We start from the raw sequence: 15,629 nt of genomic DNA on the forward strand, positions 1-15,629 counted from the left end.
CTGCGCTGGCGACACTCCCTCGCGCGGCACGTCCCGCGCAGTTGGTGCAGACCCAGCCCAGATCCAGCAGGCCCCACGCCCGGGGACTCCTAGACGAATACCCCCGAATCGCCCCGCTACTTTCCCGAACAGCACGGGTCATCGGGCGTATGGAGCAGCGGCACGGCGACGGTGTGCGGCTTTGACTCGTCGACCTCCACCACCTGCGCCAGAGCGGCGTCGTCCTTCACCCGCGCGGCACGGATCGCGTTCAGGATTACCAGCACCTCGGCGGACTCGTGAATCAGCACCACGGTGGCGAGGCCGAGCACGCCGGCACCAGCGAGTGGGATCAGTACCACGATGATGGCGAGCGCCAACACGATGTTCTGCAGCATGATCCGGCGCGCCCGCCGAGCCAGTGACACCGTCTGCGGAAGATGCCGTAGATCTTCGCCCATCAGGGCGACGTCGGCGGTCTCGATCGCAACATCGGTACCCATCGCGCCCATCGCGATCCCCACGTCGGCGGTGGCCAGCGCGGGTGCGTCATTCACCCCGTCCCCGACCATCGCGCTGGGGCGCCCGGCCGCGATCCGGGTGAGGACCTCAGCCTTGTCCTCGGGGCGTAGTTCGGCATACACCTCGCCGATGCCCGCCTGGGTACCCAGCGCTGCTGCGGTCCGCGGGTTGTCACCGGTGAGCATGGCTGTGGTGATACCGAGCGCGTCGAGCCGCGCAATCACCTCTGGAGCCTCCGGACGAAGCTCGTCGCGCACCGCGACGGCACCGATCAGCAGCCCGTCACGCTCCACGAGAACGACGGTGGCTCCTTGCTCCTGAAGTCGAGCAATGTCGTCTTCGAGCGGTCCACTGCCGATCCATCCGGGTCGACCCAGCCGCAGGCTGGAGGCACCGAGCGTGCCATACAGGCCGTGCCCCGCTACCGCGGTCACGCCGTCGGCGGCCGGGACCTCTTTGGGCCCGGCATCGAGGATCGCACGCGCCAGCGGATGTTCGCTTCGGGCCTCCAGTGCCGCCGCGACGGCGAGGACCTCTCCGGCCGCAGTACCAGCGACCGCCAGAGTCTCGATGACTTCCGGCGCGTTGCGGGTCAGGGTTCCGGTCTTGTCGAGCGCGATAAATTTGACCGCTCCGAGTCGTTCCAGCGCAGCGCCACCTTTCACCAGCGCACCGCGGCGCGATGCCGCACCGACGGCCGCGACGACTGTCAATGGGACCGCGATCGCCAGCGCACACGGCGAAGCCGCGACCAGCACCACCAGCGCCCGCTCGATCCAGACCCGCGGATCACCGAGCACCGGGCCGATCGCCGCCACAGCCGCGGCCAGGATCATGATGGCCGGAACCAGTGGGCGGGCCACACGGTCGGCCAGACGCTGCGCGCTGCCCTTCCGCTCTTGCGCCTCCTCCACGATGTGCACGATCCGGGCGAGTGAACTGTCTGCCGCCCGCGCCGTGACCGTCATCTCGATCGCTCCACCACCGTTGATTGCACCGGCCTGGACATCATCGCCGGGGCAGGCTTCGATCGGCACAGACTCGCCGGTCAGCGCGGAGACATCCAGAGTGGTCCGCCCACGAAGTATCACTCCGTCGGTGGCCGCACGCTCCCCGGGCCGCAGAACCATGACGTCACCGAGCACCAGTTCGTCGGGTTCGACCTGTACCTCGCGACCGTCGCGGATCACCGACGCCACCGGTGGTACCAGCGCCAAAAGTGCCCGTAAACCGCGCCGGGTCCGCGACACCGCGTAATGCTCCAGCCCTTCGGCGATCGAGAACAAGATCCCGAGCATGGCGGCTTCGCCATACTGTCCCAGCGCTACCGCGCCGATCGCCGCGATCGTCATCAACGTGCCGACGCCGACCTTCCCGCGTGCCAACGCCCTCACTGACTCCGGAACGAACGACAGTGCCGCCACCGCCGCGGACGCCAATTCCAGGCCGGCGCCTGCAGAGTGCATCCCGGCCCGCTCGAACAGCCACCCGGCCGTTAGGCCCACGACTGCAACGACCGCGTACTGGAGTTCACGAACCTGCCAAATCCGCTCGCCGGACGCCGAATCCGGGACCGGTTCTGCTCCGGCAGCGGCCGGCGTCGTACCGCAGCAGACCTCAGACATCGCGCACCATCTCATCCTCGCCGCTTCGACGCGAGTCAGTCAGCACCTCGTCGTTGAGGAGGGTGACGAGGAGTCCGCGACCTCGTTCGGTGAGTGAGTACATCACCAGGCGACCGTCACGTCGCGAGGAGACGAGCCCGGCCGATCGCAACTGCCTCAGGTGGTGCGAAACCAGGTTCTGAGCGCTGCCACACACCCAAGCGACATCGCACACACACAACTCATTCCCGACGTGCAACGCCGCCGCTACCCGCAGTCGCGTGGGATCGGCGAGCGCCTTGGCCTGAACTGCTCGCCGTTCCACATCGGCCAGATCAGGCAGGTCACCGCGAATCCGCTCGGCGTGCGGCAGGTCCAGGCAGAGCAGGTCACACAGATCATCACGCTCATCAGACATATCAATATTCTGACCTATATTGATATGATAGTGGGTCCGCTTGTCAATCGCGTGAGGGTCTCCGGTACGCATCAGAACGTGGCCTCCCGCCTTGATCTGTCAGCGTTGACGACGATCAGGTGTCGGTGGAGTCTTCTTCTGTGGCCGGTGCGATCTGGCCGGAGGTGGCGGCGTCGACCAGTCCCATCGCGGCCAGAACCTTCTCGGGGTGCCGGGTGGAGATGAGCCAGTACGGGGTGGGGTCTTCAGGGTCGTCAAGGACCAGGAGCACCATCGGCTTGATCCACGATCGGTAGACCAGGAAGGCCGCCGGGTCGAGTTGGCGGCCCATCGCGGCGCTGCGGGCTGACGGCGGTACGGAGGCGCCGCGTGCGATGGCGTCGGCAGGGAGCATGGCCTTGTGGGCATAGAGGGTGCCGTCGGCGTCGACGCGGATCTTCATCCTGCTCAACGAGAACAACAGCCAGGCGACCAGCACACCGAGGATCGGATAGGTGATGATGGCCCAGGGCCGCTGGTATGCCGCCATCTGCACCTCGTAGCCCAGTAGTGCCACCAGTCCTGACGCGAACGGCCACCACCACAGTGGCACGGTCAGCCGTTCGAAGTACCTGTCGGGCGCCGGCGCGGGTGCGCTGGTCGAGATGGTGCTCACCGCAGGTGGCCGTGCGGTGTCGATCGCAGGTCGTGTGCCCGTGCCGGTCGCATCCGATCGTGCGTGCTGCGAGGGCGAGGTGCCCTTATCGGTGTCATTCGGCGTTGCCCTTCTTCCATACCGACCAGGGGATGTTCCAGTCGCCGAGGCCGTCGGTGCCGGAGAGGACTTCGGCATTGGTGTTCTTGACGGTGACCGGGTCTCCTCGCAGGGTGTTCTTCACCAGCCACTCGGCGTTCGCGGGGCTCAGGTTCGGGCAGCCGTTGCTGACGTTGCTGTTGCCTTGCGCCCAGAGCGACCACGGAGCTCCATGCATGTAGATGCCGCTGTAGGACATCTGAACCGCCCAATCGACGGGTGTGCGGTATCCCGCCGCCGATTCGACAGGGACGCCGTATGTCGAGGAGTCCATGATGATGTGCTCGACACGATCGCCGATCATGTAGATCCCGCGGGGTGTTGCCGTGCTGTCTTTACCGAAGGAAGTCGGCATCGTTCGGATGACTTTGTCTCCGCGCTTGACCACGATGGTCTTGGTGTTGTCATCGGCGAAGATCTCTTGGGCCCGGCCGATCGTGAAGTCATACGACGAGTTCTTGTCGCCGTATAGGCCGTCACCGAGATCGACACCGTAGATGTTCACCGCGACACTCACCTTGGTGCCCGGTTTCCAGAAGTGTTCGGGCCGCCACCGAACTTCGGAGTTGCTGATCCAGTAGAACGCGCCCTCGACCTGCGGGTCAGAGGTGATCTTGATGGCGTTCTGCGCCTTCGTGCGATCCGGGATGGGATCGGTGAACCGGATACCGACGGTTTGGGCGATCCCCACGGTCCTCTCACCGAGAATCACCGCACTGGTCAGCGACCCCGGGGAGGTCGTGGTGAACCGCTGAGACACCGTTGCGCGGCCACCGACACCGACCGCCTCGGCCTGCAGGGAATAGCGCTTTGAATAGCCCAGCGCCTCGGTACTGGTCCACGTGCTGCCGTCCTCGCTCATCCGTCCGTCGAGGGCGCTGCCGTCGGATTTCGGGATATTCACTTTCGCGAGGATTCCGTCGTTGGCAGTGACAACGATGGGCAGCCCGGGTTCGACCCCGACTGAATTGGGTGCCAGCCGGCCGCCGCCTTCTTTGGCCACCGAGATGGTGGGCTTCATAAGATCGGCGACATTGTCGCCGGGCTGCACGTCGCTGCCGTATGAGGCGCTACACGAGGAGAGAACGGCGATGGCCAACACCAGCGCCGCGAACTTCACCAGACGCGCGCGCAACGACGGCGCTGCCTCGCGTACGTTACGGCCGCGGCCGGACCGAATCGCTGAGCGGAATGTTCGGTGCAGGTCGTGGCGTCGGGTGCTCAGATTACAGGGCTGGCACATGGGTTTTCGGAGTCCTTCATTGGGTGGTGCGGTGGGGCTGTCAGGGGGATGTCGGCGGGCTATCGGTGAATCACGGTTTCCAGTTCCCCCGCGGCGATGCGTTCGGTCTCGATCTGGAATGTCGAGTGCTGGACCGAGACGTCGAAGTGCTGGGCGAGGCAGGCCTTGATCTGCTCAAGCAGTTCAGTGGCGTGACCGTCGGTGAAGCACTCGTCCTCGACGACGACGTGTGCGGTGACCACCGGCAGGCCCGTGGCGATGGTGGAGGCGTGAAGATCGTGGACGCCGAGCACATGATCGAGCGCGAGGATGTGTTCGCGGACGCCCTCGACATCGAGGTCCTTCGGACTGAACTCCATCAAGACGCTCGTCGTCTCGCGGATCAGCTTGAACGCACGCGGCACGATCAGGGCCGCGATCAGCAGGCCCGCGATGGCATCGGCACGCTGAAAGCCGGTCGTGGCGATCACGACGGCAGCGATGATGACTCCGAGAGAGCCCAGGGCGTCGTTGAGCACTTCCAGGAACGCCGCACGCATGTTGAAGTTCGCGGTGCGGCTGGAGGTCAAGATGACCAGGGCGACGATATTCGCGGCCAGGCCGATGATCCCGAAGATCAGCAATTGCCCGCCGCTGATCTCCGGGGGCTCGAACAGTCTCCGAATCCCCTCAACCGCGGCGTACAGGCCGACCGCGATCAGCAAGGTGGCCTGCCCCAGCGCCGCGAGGACCTCGATCCGACGGAACCCCCACGTCCGCTGGGGTGTCGGAGGTTTGAGCATCAGGGTCGCGGCGATCAGTGCCACCAACAACCCCGAAGCATCGGCGGCCGCGTGCGCGGTGTCGGTCAGCAGCGCCAGGCTTCCGGTGATGACCGACCCGACCGCTTGGGCCACAACGATGATCGCTGTCAGCGAGAAGGCGATCCACAAGTTCTTGCGGTAGTCGCCAGGACGGCCGGCACTGCCCTCCGCCGGTCCGTGGCTGTGTCCTGCGCCCACCGTTACGCTCCGTTCCCGACGACCACCCCGACACCGTCGGGACGCAGATGTGAACAGAGAACCGCGGGGTTGCCGGTGGCGTCGAGCATCTTCTCCGCCGCCGCGATCAGGATGCGCAGCAGTGCGGGCTCTGCCAGCGCATACCAGCTCGCCCGCCCTTCAGGCCGGCAGGTGAGCAGGCCGCATTCGGCGAGGAAGCTGACGTGCTTGCTGACCGTGGACTGAGCCAGTCCCATGTGCTCGACGAGATCACACACGCGGTGCTCACCCGAGGCCAGGTGCTGCACGATCGCGAGGCGGGTCGGTTCGGCCAGCGCCTGAAACAGATGCGCGTACGCGGCAGTGGACACCTCATCGATCGGCACCGCACCACCATCAATCATCGCCATAAGACGATGATAGCGCCGGGTAACGATTCCGTCGAGGTGAGACGTGCGGTCAGCAACGGCGCAGGGCCCGGAAGGCGCAGGTTCACCGGGCCGGGCACCCGGCACGGCGAATCGAGGTGACCTTGCGGTTCATTCGGTGGCGGACCACGTGACGGAAGAGCAGCCCTTTGAGCCCAGTCAGGTTCACTCCGTGTCGGCGGTAGAAGCTGTCCGGGGCGTCGTAGACGCCGAGATCGTTGTTGACGCCGGTCTTCTGGATCGCGGTATCGTCGCCGTGCCACTCGACGGCAGGGGCTTCGATGTCGTCGGTGCCAGCGCCGTAGCCCAGGAACGCTCCCTCGGCGGCCACGGTCGTGCGCAGGCCGGTCAGGTAGTCCTCGTCGAGGATCACTCCTTCGAGTTCGATCCAGCGATCATCCAGGCGCACTTCCACCCAGCTGTGCAATATGTCGTCGGGGGCCAGCTGGTACAGCACACCCTCGACCACTCCCCTCTGCAGGCGTTTGTGGATCGTCGCCCCGTGGAATCGGCACGGCACTCCGACGCTGCGCAGCAGCGCCATCAACAGCGTGGTCTTGGTATTGCACTGGCCGTAGCCGTCGGCGAGTACCTCCGAGGCCGGCAATTCGTCGGAGACGTTGTATCCGAAAGCGATCTCGTTCCGGACGAAGTCGTAGACCGCTCCTATGCGCTCGTACACCGGCAGAGTTCGCCACCGGCGATCAGTGACCAGAGTTTCGAGCGAAGGATCGTCGAAGTCGAGGATCGGGGTGGCCTGGAGATACGTGTGAGTGTCCATGTCATCGAGTCTGTAGGCGACCGCGGCCGCACCCCTTGAACTTTCCGGCGGACCTTCACCACCCTCGCGTATCGGCATCGGTGACGGCTTCGGGCCAAGCGTCACGACGCACGGCCATCGCCAGCAGGGCCGACGGACTCAGTCCGAAGTTGGCTTTGAACACCCGGCTCAAGTGCGCGGAATCGCTGAACCCGGCGGCGACCGCCGCATCGGTCAACGTCGCGCCCGCAGCGACCTGTTCAGCTGCCCGCCTTAATCGAACCCAGATTCCGTACCGGCGGAACGGCATACCCACCTCGCGGCTGAACAGATGAGTCAGATGCGACGGCGACAGGTGTGCCTGGGCGGCGGCCTCGGCAAGCCTCGGGCCCGCGTGCGCCGCCCCTTCCAGATACTGCAACGCCGCCCGTACCGGATCAGAGAGCACGCTGACCTTGTCGGGTGAGTCTGGGGCGAGCGCGCCGATGAACTCATCAACCGCACTCCCAGGGTCTGGCGCCGCACCGGAGTCAGCCAGGACCGGAGCCAGGGCGCGGCCGACCTGCCGAGTCGTCATACGGCCCGCCGCAGCCTCCAGTCGGCGGCCCCGCGGCCCGAAGGGGTCGACCAGGACGATCAGTAGACGCCCAGACGAGCAGGTCAGACCATGACGCACGCCGCTGGGTATCAGCGCTGCGGTCGCTCGCTCGCGGTGTTGATCGAAGCTCAGCGTGAACGGCCCATCGAGCGACGCGATGATCTGGATCGCGTGGTGCGCGTGACTATCGGCATCGCCTCCCGGCCCGCGATAGAACACCGCACCCGGAACCATCGCCAGCACCCCCTCCCACGCCGGGAACGGCACCGGTGGAACACGCGTCATCGGAACGACGACCATCCTTCCGCAGTCGACACTCAGTCGTGCTCAAACTCGATCAAAGGCCAGACTGGCGACCAGATCGATCCTGCAACATCGATCCCTCGAACCTATCGGGTGATGGCCGGGCGATCAGCTGAAGCACCGACCGCAGTAGCCGGCTGGCGCACGCAATGTCCGCCCGGCGCCCCCTCGGCGGGGACGCGGCACCAGCTAGCCGGTGGCCCGTTCTGCTTCATCAACTCGATCGGATCGGTGACGTCGTTCGATCAGAGACTCGTTGTACGAGTGCCCCATGTCCTGGCGGTGAGAGCAGGCCGGGCCCACAGGAGATCGAGTCAGCGATGATTACGACCCGAGTCGGCCGAACGCCTGGGCATTCGACGAGCCGCATCTCGGCCTCGTCGCTCGGCTCGGCTCACGTCCCCTGGCTGAGTTCGCCCTGATTCGCGGTCCCACTTGCTGTGGCGTCCTCGGTCCAGAGACGGTAGGCAACGACGCCTGGGCCACGTTTGGCTACTATCCGGGCGGCGTGGACCTCGACACCATCGACTTCGACGGTGCTCTGCTCGACCTCGATGCCGTCCTCTGCCGTGATCGTGGCTTCGACCTGTCCGACAGTCAGCAGGCGATCTCCGATCTGGACTTTGAGGTCATGGACGAGTCTCGTCGCAAAGGGTGCTTCGGGGTCGGCGTCGAGGTCGCCGGCGAATTGCAGGCTTTCCCAGTGTCCGGATACAGTCTGCCCTCGCAGGATCAGCGCAGCGAACTTCACGCTGCTGCGGGCGTCATCGCTCTCGGTCGACAGATCGGGGATTCGTAGCTCGACGTCGGTGTGCTTCTGTACTTCAGCAAGCGCCTCCACGTACTGGGCCTCGTCGCCAGCAGTCCGGGCGCGACGATCTGCGCCCTCGGAAACGGGGAGCTTGTGGGTGAAACTTGCACCGTTCCCGCGTGCGGGAGCCATATTGAGCAGATTGGGTGCGTGGAAGTGCGCGAGAAACCGCAGTGCAGGTTCGACCTCATCCGGGAACTTCCCACTCGGATCCTGGCGCTGATACCGCAAGATCATGTCGACAGTCGGCATCGCCGGCTCGTCACCCTCGCCGGCAGCGACTGGTTCAGGCTGGTTGATGGAACTGAGCACTTCGAGCGTCAACACCCCGGATGCGTCGGTGCTAGAGAGCGAAAGACCTGTGTTGTCGTAGTTGACCGTCTTGCCCTGGCTCACTACCTCCAGCGAAGCCAATTCGACACCATCGGGATCAATGATTGTGTATCGGTGTCGAACTGTCTCATGAGTCGCCAACGGGCTAGGAACCACCGCCACGTTGCCGGCGCCAAGCTGACCTCCAAGCCCGCCAGGGAGTTCGAGGGAGATCCCCGACGCCGCAAACGGTGCGTCAGGAATCCTTCCGTACATGCGAAACTCTCGTAAGTCCCGCTCTGCGTCGCTGCCGACCTTCGCTTCGAGCGTGACCTTTGCCTGGATCGGTCGTTCGAACTGTGACTCGACGCAGCGCGACACCACTGCGAAGACGATGAAACAGTCCTCAAGTTGACGGACTGAGATCGCCACAGCGCCCGAGGAGGAACTCATCTCCCTGAGTAGCGCGCGAGTCGGCTCCTGGTAGACGATATGGATCTCAAACGTATAGTGCGGGTCGTGTCGATTGAGGGTGCGCGCCAGTGCTTCAATCCGAGGAACGGCCAAGGCGGGGCTCAGATCCGCGTACTCATCGACAGCGACGCTCGTTCCTTGTACCGAGCCGATTGACACCCCCAGACTGGACATGCTCAGAAAGTCTGCTATCTCGCGTTTCAGGCGGTCGTTCCAGTCGTTGAGGTAGTAGTCGACCACCTCTGGATACAGAGCGACCCATCCTTCAATCACCGGCAAGCCGACCCAGAAGCAGGGAAAGTCCGCCTTTGCCTGGACTTCCTCCTCGAGAAACGTGGTGTTGCCGGGCGTCGGGTCCAGTGGCAGCACCAGATGCCACTTGTCGATCGTCCAACCACGCTGCTTCGCGTAATCGGCGACCCTGGCGTGCGATCTCTTGATCTGCGCCTGTTGGCCCGAGGTGAGGTTCGACGCGAACTTCTTGACCTGGTAAATCTCCACGTGGCCTTCAGAGGCCGGCACGCACACATCGATACCGCCATCGCCCTGGGAAGGACGAATACGGTAGCCATGCGGCCTTACCCTGCAAATCATCATCGACAACAGTTCCTCGATCTCGTCGCCGGTCCGTCGCGTCCACTCGATCCTCATCAGGCCCAACCCAATCCATTCATTCTGAAGCCGCGGGTGTCCCCGTGACCCGCGGCCGAACGGCGTGACCAGCCATCGCCGCGGTCCACCTCTAATCGGACCATTCCCCGACTCACTTGCCGCGGTCCGACACACGTGTCGATCGCTGAACGGTGGCGTTGTCCACCTAGACGTCCAGGTGGCTCCTTGGCGGCTAACTCTTCGACGTCCTCTACTGCCGACAGCGACCGGAGATCGTCCACGAGTAGGTCGACGCCAGGGCGTCAGGCCGGGCCCTGCGCAGATGGAGCGCGGACGGCGCTCTCGGTGCCGCGGAGCTGGCACGTCCGTCACGGACTGGCCAGGCTACGGTTCCGCTCACCAGCATCAGCGGCCCATAGACTGTCGGGTATGGGTCTTGTCATCGTGGTCGACACGAACGCGCTCTGGGTGAATGACAGCGTTGCCTACGACGAGGGATCCCATTGGAAGACTGTCCTCGACCTGGCCCGCGCCGATGGGTACGGAACCGAGATTATCGTCCCTGATGTCGTGGTCAGGGAACATGCGCAACACGAGGCCGCGGCCATCTCGAAGGCTCGTCGCGAAACCGAGAAAGCCCTACGGACGGTCGTCAACCGGGCTCCCCGCGCCGGGCTCACAATCAGCGTGCCGGATCCAGACGCGATGCACGAGGTCGTCCTCCCCCGGCGAGATGAGATCGCAGCCACGATGCGCAGTCAACTCCGTGCCGCAGGCGTGAAGATCGCCGACTTACCCGACATTTCGCATTCCACCTTGGTGGACTGGTCACTTGATCGGCATCCGCCATTCGATCAATCAGACAAGGGATACAGAGATGCGCTGTTGTGGCTGACGGTGTGTCGTGTGGCAGCCGGATCCGGGCGCGACGTCCTATTCGTCACAAATGACAAGGATTTTCGGCAACACGGTTCGCTCCACCCCCACCTAAAAGCGTCGTTCGAAACTACCGCGCCGGACAGCACGATCACGCTCGTCGAGGAACTCTCTGAGGCGGTAAAACACCGAAATACCCGGACAGAAGCGAGCGCCGAGGCCGACGATGAAGATGCCGAGGAAGGTGGCGCCGAAGCCGAGGCACGTGATGAGTTCGACGGTGAGGACGTTAGCCAGTTCTTCGCGTCGAAACGCGACATCTTGCGGAGCGCTCTGCCTGGCGGACTCGACCGGCTGATCGGCACCGAGATCAGTAGACACTACGACAGGCACCAGGCCGGATCCGATCTTTCACTGCCCGGCCAGGTTGAGAACGCTCAAATCGAGTCGATCGAGCCCGATCTCGACGCCCTCTGGATTGACACGCACGAGAACCTCGACGGGGACACCACGCTCGGGTCGGCGATTTTCCCTGCTGAGGTCCACTACGACGGGTTCGTTCACAAGGCCGACCAGTTTGACGGAGACCCTGCCTGGGTAGTAATCGACCCGGATTGGAACGAGCGGTACGTGCTTGTCTCGGGGAGCATCGAGGTGGAGATGGAGTTCAATTTCATCATCAGCGGAGAAGAGCTTGAATCCTTGGACCTTATGTCCATCTCTCCGCGCTGAGAGCCCGACGCACTGTCACGTTCGGCTCAGCGCTTCAGCCCGCTCAAATGCGAGTCGGATCAGTGCGAGCGCCAACGCCGCGCAGCCGAGAATCTGCCAGTCCTGACCAGAGATCGTTGTTGGCGCTGTGCCATCCGGCGACTCCGGGCCGGACGTCGTCTTCGCCGCCTGATACGCCCAGGGGCGGCCGTGGGCATAGCCACTGAGTAACTGCCATGCAGCAACGAGCTCAACGCCCTGGTCGATGTCGCCAGCGAATTGGCTCGCGTCAAGCAGTGCCCCTGCCGATTTCACCATCGCGGTGTCGCTAACTTCTCCCTCAACCTGTCTCAATGTTGTCCGACGTTTCGCGGTCGGTGCGACATATTCTGCAATGATCCAACCCGTCCGCTCATCGAGAATGTCGCCTTCGCGATCGAAGGCGGCAGCCTCTTCAGGAGTGGACATTCCTTGCTTGACGGTGTCTCGGAACCGTATGTACGACGCGTAATCGGCGGCAACAACTTGGAGGATCCGGTTTCTTCGCGTGGCGCGATCGTCGGCGCCGAGGATCCAGAGGGCGGTTGAAGCTGTCGTGATGGCGGTACGGATGAGAGTGCAGAAGGCGAAGGGATTGGATTCCTGCTGCCGTTGCCCGGATTCTCCGACCAGACGCAGGTGATCGATTGCGCTCCCGAGTAGCTGCCAGACGTACTCCTGTGACGTTCTCTTAACAGGCTCCAGGTACTGGTCATCGGCAGCCATCTCCGAATCGTTTTCGACCTCGAATTTCCACAGTCGATCCAGATACTTATACACTTCGTCAGTCAGCTGCTCATAATTATCCAGATCTGGGTATGTCGTCACGCAGAGTGATACTACGGCTGCAGCTTAAGATCGGCGACAATCTGGGGCGTTCCAGTCCGGTCGCCGCCGATGGGTGAACGCACTGTCGCGGTCCAGCCCACGCGTTAGTCGTGCTCGTGATCTGTATCGTCCGTCGATCCACTCAACGCGGCGTCGACGTAATCGCTCACTTCTGGTCCACGTTTGCGTCGTTCTACAGCTTCCCGGGTTTCACGCGTCCTCCGTCGACTGTCAGGCCGCGGGCCTGCTCGTCGAAACCGTCCCCCCAGCCGGCCTGGTCTGTACGGGCCAGACCGGCGACTTCTACGACAGTACGTCGTAGACTTGAGAAGTCGCCGCCACCGGAATTGTCAGGCGCCAGGCGTACCCAGAGACGTCGCCGTCGAACCAGCATGGACACTACAAGTCCGACCACCATCACCACCGACGAGACCAGCACCCAGTTCTGGGCGGGGTCGTGACTGACCTGCATGGATACCCAGCGCTTGTAGCCGTCGAATCGGATCACGGTGCCACCGGGCAGCGTCGTGCTCTGGCCGACGTCGAGGTTCACCGAAGCCTTGCGCACCAGGCGATCCTGGTCGATCAGCGAGCGATCCAAGGTGTAGACGCTCTGCGCGCGGCCGGTGTCCAGGCCTGCGTCGCCGACGTACACGCGGATCGCGACCGCCGGGTTATTCACCTGCGCTGACTGTGAAAGCAGCAAGGTGGCGTGATAGGTCGGGTAGGGAGCGAAGAGGCCGGCGATGGCGACCTGGTGCTTGCGGCGCTCGTCCTCGTCCGGGTACATCCCGGCCGGGGTGTCAAAGCGCACGGCGCCATCGGAGAGCATGGTCTGGACGTCCTGCGGGAGGAACGGCGCGGTCTGCGTGCGTGACTCGCCGTTGGGCCAGGTCACGGTGAAGGTCGGCGCGAAACCGTTGCCGAGGACATAGATCCGGTCCCCGGCGATCCGCAGCGGATGATTGACGCGAATCATGCCCTTGTCCCACTGGTCCTCGGGCTTGGACACGTCAGTCGTGTACGACACGTCCGAGGTGTACATGTCCGGCTGCCCGTTGGGCAGGAAGCTGGCCTCGAACTCGTCGACGGTGATGCAGAACGGTGAAAGATCGGTGCCGTCGACCATCGCACCGGATCGGAAGCTGTCGTACACGGCGGTGGAGGTGTTGCAGAGGACTTGGTCGTCGTCGGCCACCAGGATGCGCGTCCCCTCGTACCCGAAGAGCTTCCCGACCGCGATGGTCACCAGCAGCGCCACCAGCGAGATGTGGAAGGTCAGGTTCCCGACCTCGCGCAGGTAGCCCTTCTCTGCGGAGACTTCGACGGCCCCGCCTGGATATGTCTTGGATGGTTCGACGACGCGGGTCTTGGTGCGCCACCCACGTAGATTCGCGGTGACGCGTTCGGATAGTTCCTCCGGGGTGCCGTCGACGGTTTGGGTCAGGTGGCGTGGCAGGCGGCTGAGGTTGCGCGGCGCTTTGACCGGTTCGGCACGCAATTGCTCGATGAACTCCCAGCAGCGCGGGGTGATGCAGCCGATCAGGGACACGAACAGCAACACGTAGATCGCGGTGAACCAGGCCGACGAGAAGACCTCGAACAGCTGGAAGCGGTCCATCCAGACGCCGAGTTCACCGCGGTCGGCGATGTACCGCTGCGTCTTTCCCTCGTTCAGGTCGCGCTGGGGCAGCAGTGCGCCCGGGATCGCGGCGAGGGCCAGCAGGAACAGCAGGGCCAGCGCGGTGCGCATCGACGTCAGCTCGTGCCAGGACTTGCGCAGCGGGTTGATTAGCCAGCGGCGCAACGGCCCCGGCCGGGCCGGGCCGGGACGCGGCGGGCTCGGGGCGGTGGCGGTCTGTGTCATATGGCCAACTCCACGTCGAACGGGAAGGTCATCGGGTCCGTGTGCGCGGATTCAAGGGGTGATTCACACCAGCGATGTCCAGTAGTCCCAGAATCGGACTGTGATCGCGATGATGATCAGGGCGAACCAGGCGGTGACGATCAGGCTCCGGTACTCGATCACAACAGCGATGACGCGGCTGTACGGTCGCCCCCGCTGGGCCAGCGGTTGCAGATTCGTGACGGTCACTCCGACGAAGATCGGTATTGTCACCGCCCACACCACCATGCAGTACGGGCACAGGGCACCGATCCGGTACAGGCTCTGGAAGATCAGCCAGTGCACGAACACCACCGCGAACGTGACCCCGGCCTGCAATCCCAGCCAGAACCAGCGATAGAAGTCGGCGCCGGCCAACAGCGCCGCGCCGATCGTTGCGCACACGGCAAAGCCAGCGACACCGAGGATCGGGTTCGGGATGCCGAATGCTTCGGCTTGCGGTGTGGTCATCACCGATCCGCATGAGAGCACCGGGTTGATGCTGCATGTCGGAATGTAGTCCGGGTTCTTGAGCAGAGCGATCTTCTCGACCAGCAGCGCCGTCGCGGCGACCAGCCCGATGACACCTCCGGCTGTCAGCAGTACCGCCAGACCCCGATGGTTCGTGGTAGCGCGGTCACTCATCGAGCGCGTTGTCGAAGGCTGCCTGCAGGTCCTGAGCGGTCCTCGGGTTGAGCCGTTCCCCGTTCAGGAAGAAGGTCGGAGTTCCCTGTACACCGAGGGCTGTGCCGTCTTTGGTGCTCTGATCAACACGCGCACGCGTGGCGGGATCTTTCACATCAGCGGAGTACTGATTCATGTCCAGACCGAGGTCGCGGGCCAGGCCCGCGAAGTACTCCTCCTGGGAGTCCTCTTTGTGTCCCCATTCACCGACGGTCTCGAACAGTCGTTTGTACATGGGTTCGAACTTGCCTTGGTTCGCCGCGGCCTCCGAGGCCAGGGCGGCGTTCATCGAGTTGTTGTGCAGGGGCATGTGACGAACCACGAAGGTGACCCGGTCCCCGTACTTGGTGCGCAGTTCCTCCACCGCGGGGAACGCCGCCAGACAGCCTTCGCACTCGAAGTCGAGGAACTCGACGAAGGTAGCCTCTGGCCCGTTGGAGAGTTTGTTGCTGTCCGCGCGGACCAGGAGCTCGGTGTTCGCCGCCGTTGATGGTCCGTTGACGGCGCTGATGTCAGAATCGTCGTCTCGGGCGCTCACGAAGAGGAAAATTCCGATCGTCAGAACAACGACCGCTGCTAGCGCTATCGATATTTTGGTGCTCTTGGTCACAAGTTCTGCTTTCGGTTCGGGACAGGCGCTGACTCGGCTTCGCGGGTGTACTCGCACGAGCAGGCGGTGCTCCCCTTCCGTTCTGCGGGGAGGATGCCGCGAAGTGGGAGAAGCGCCGCCACCTGCACACCCTGAACTGTGTAGGGACGTGCGAGGGAC

General features: G+C 64.0%; 14 protein-coding genes. 1 reads left to right on the plus strand and 13 read right to left on the minus strand.

The window, feature by feature from the left end:
• Positions 1-116: 116 nt before the first annotated feature.
• The 9 genes from C6V83_RS11000 to C6V83_RS11040 all read right to left on the minus strand — a co-directional run bounded on the left by C6V83_RS11000 (position 117) and on the right by C6V83_RS11040 (position 9,876).
• Positions 117-2,126, minus strand: coding sequence for a heavy metal translocating P-type ATPase (locus tag C6V83_RS11000; RefSeq protein WP_105942429.1), 2,010 nt, complete (start codon positions 2,124-2,126; stop codon positions 117-119).
• Positions 2,119-2,523, minus strand: a complete 405-nt coding sequence (locus C6V83_RS11005) for an ArsR/SmtB family transcription factor (RefSeq protein ID WP_105942430.1) — start codon at positions 2,521-2,523, stop codon at positions 2,119-2,121. Before C6V83_RS11005 ends, C6V83_RS11000 begins: the two co-directional genes overlap by 8 nt.
• Before the next feature lie 115 nt (positions 2,524-2,638).
• Positions 2,639-3,178 carry a DUF3093 domain-containing protein gene (locus tag C6V83_RS11010; protein WP_234353690.1) on the minus strand — a complete coding sequence of 180 codons (540 nt, stop codon included), beginning with the start codon at positions 3,176-3,178 and terminating at the stop codon, positions 2,639-2,641.
• Between the two features lie 94 nt (positions 3,179-3,272).
• Positions 3,273-4,496 (minus strand): L,D-transpeptidase, encoded by a 1,224-nt coding sequence (locus C6V83_RS11015; RefSeq protein ID WP_407646280.1) that lies wholly within the window; start codon positions 4,494-4,496, stop codon positions 3,273-3,275.
• A gap of 122 nt (positions 4,497-4,618) precedes the next feature.
• Positions 4,619-5,560 (minus strand): cation diffusion facilitator family transporter, encoded by a 942-nt coding sequence (locus tag C6V83_RS11020; RefSeq protein WP_105942433.1) that lies wholly within the window; start codon positions 5,558-5,560, stop codon positions 4,619-4,621.
• A gap of 2 nt (positions 5,561-5,562) precedes the next feature.
• Positions 5,563-5,949, minus strand: coding sequence for an ArsR/SmtB family transcription factor (locus C6V83_RS11025; protein WP_199832495.1), 387 nt, complete (start codon positions 5,947-5,949; stop codon positions 5,563-5,565).
• An 82-nt stretch (positions 5,950-6,031) separates the two neighbouring features.
• Entirely contained in the window at positions 6,032-6,748 is a 717-nt protein-coding gene (locus C6V83_RS11030; RefSeq protein WP_105942434.1) for a transglutaminase-like domain-containing protein, read from the minus strand.
• 55 nt (positions 6,749-6,803) lie between these two features.
• Positions 6,804-7,610: a helix-turn-helix transcriptional regulator gene (locus tag C6V83_RS11035; RefSeq protein WP_105943877.1), complete on the minus strand. Its 807-nt coding sequence runs from the start codon at positions 7,608-7,610 to the stop codon at positions 6,804-6,806.
• Between the two features lie 412 nt (positions 7,611-8,022).
• Positions 8,023-9,876, minus strand: coding sequence for a hypothetical protein (locus tag C6V83_RS11040; RefSeq protein ID WP_105942435.1), 1,854 nt, complete (start codon positions 9,874-9,876; stop codon positions 8,023-8,025).
• Between the two features lie 390 nt (positions 9,877-10,266).
• On the opposite strand from C6V83_RS11040, the gene C6V83_RS11045 reads away from it, so the two are divergent.
• Complete coding sequence (locus C6V83_RS11045) at positions 10,267-11,445, plus strand: PIN domain-containing protein (protein WP_105942436.1); 1,179 nt, start codon at positions 10,267-10,269, stop codon at positions 11,443-11,445.
• A gap of 15 nt (positions 11,446-11,460) precedes the next feature.
• On the opposite strand, the gene C6V83_RS11050 is transcribed toward C6V83_RS11045, so the two are convergent.
• The 4 genes from C6V83_RS11050 to C6V83_RS11065 all read right to left on the minus strand — a co-directional run bounded on the left by C6V83_RS11050 (position 11,461) and on the right by C6V83_RS11065 (position 15,470).
• The gene (locus tag C6V83_RS11050; RefSeq protein ID WP_105942437.1) at positions 11,461-12,291 is read right to left on the minus strand and encodes a hypothetical protein; all 831 of its coding nucleotides are present in this window, start codon (positions 12,289-12,291) and stop codon (positions 11,461-11,463) included.
• Positions 12,292-12,484: 193 nt separating this feature from the next.
• Entirely contained in the window at positions 12,485-14,158 is a 1,674-nt protein-coding gene (locus C6V83_RS11055; protein ID WP_105942438.1) for a cytochrome c biogenesis protein ResB, read from the minus strand.
• Positions 14,159-14,221: 63 nt separating this feature from the next.
• On the minus strand, positions 14,222-14,821 hold the full coding sequence (locus C6V83_RS11060; protein ID WP_105942439.1) for a vitamin K epoxide reductase family protein: 600 nt from the start codon (positions 14,819-14,821) through the stop codon (positions 14,222-14,224).
• The gene (locus C6V83_RS11065; RefSeq protein ID WP_105942440.1) at positions 14,814-15,470 is read right to left on the minus strand and encodes a DsbA family protein; all 657 of its coding nucleotides are present in this window, start codon (positions 15,468-15,470) and stop codon (positions 14,814-14,816) included. The genes C6V83_RS11060 and C6V83_RS11065 overlap by 8 nt, the downstream gene beginning before the upstream one ends.
• Between the last annotated feature and the right edge of the window lie 159 nt (positions 15,471-15,629).

The sequence above is a fragment of the Gordonia iterans genome, assembly GCF_002993285.1.
GTDB lineage: Bacteria > Actinomycetota > Actinomycetes > Mycobacteriales > Mycobacteriaceae > Gordonia > Gordonia iterans.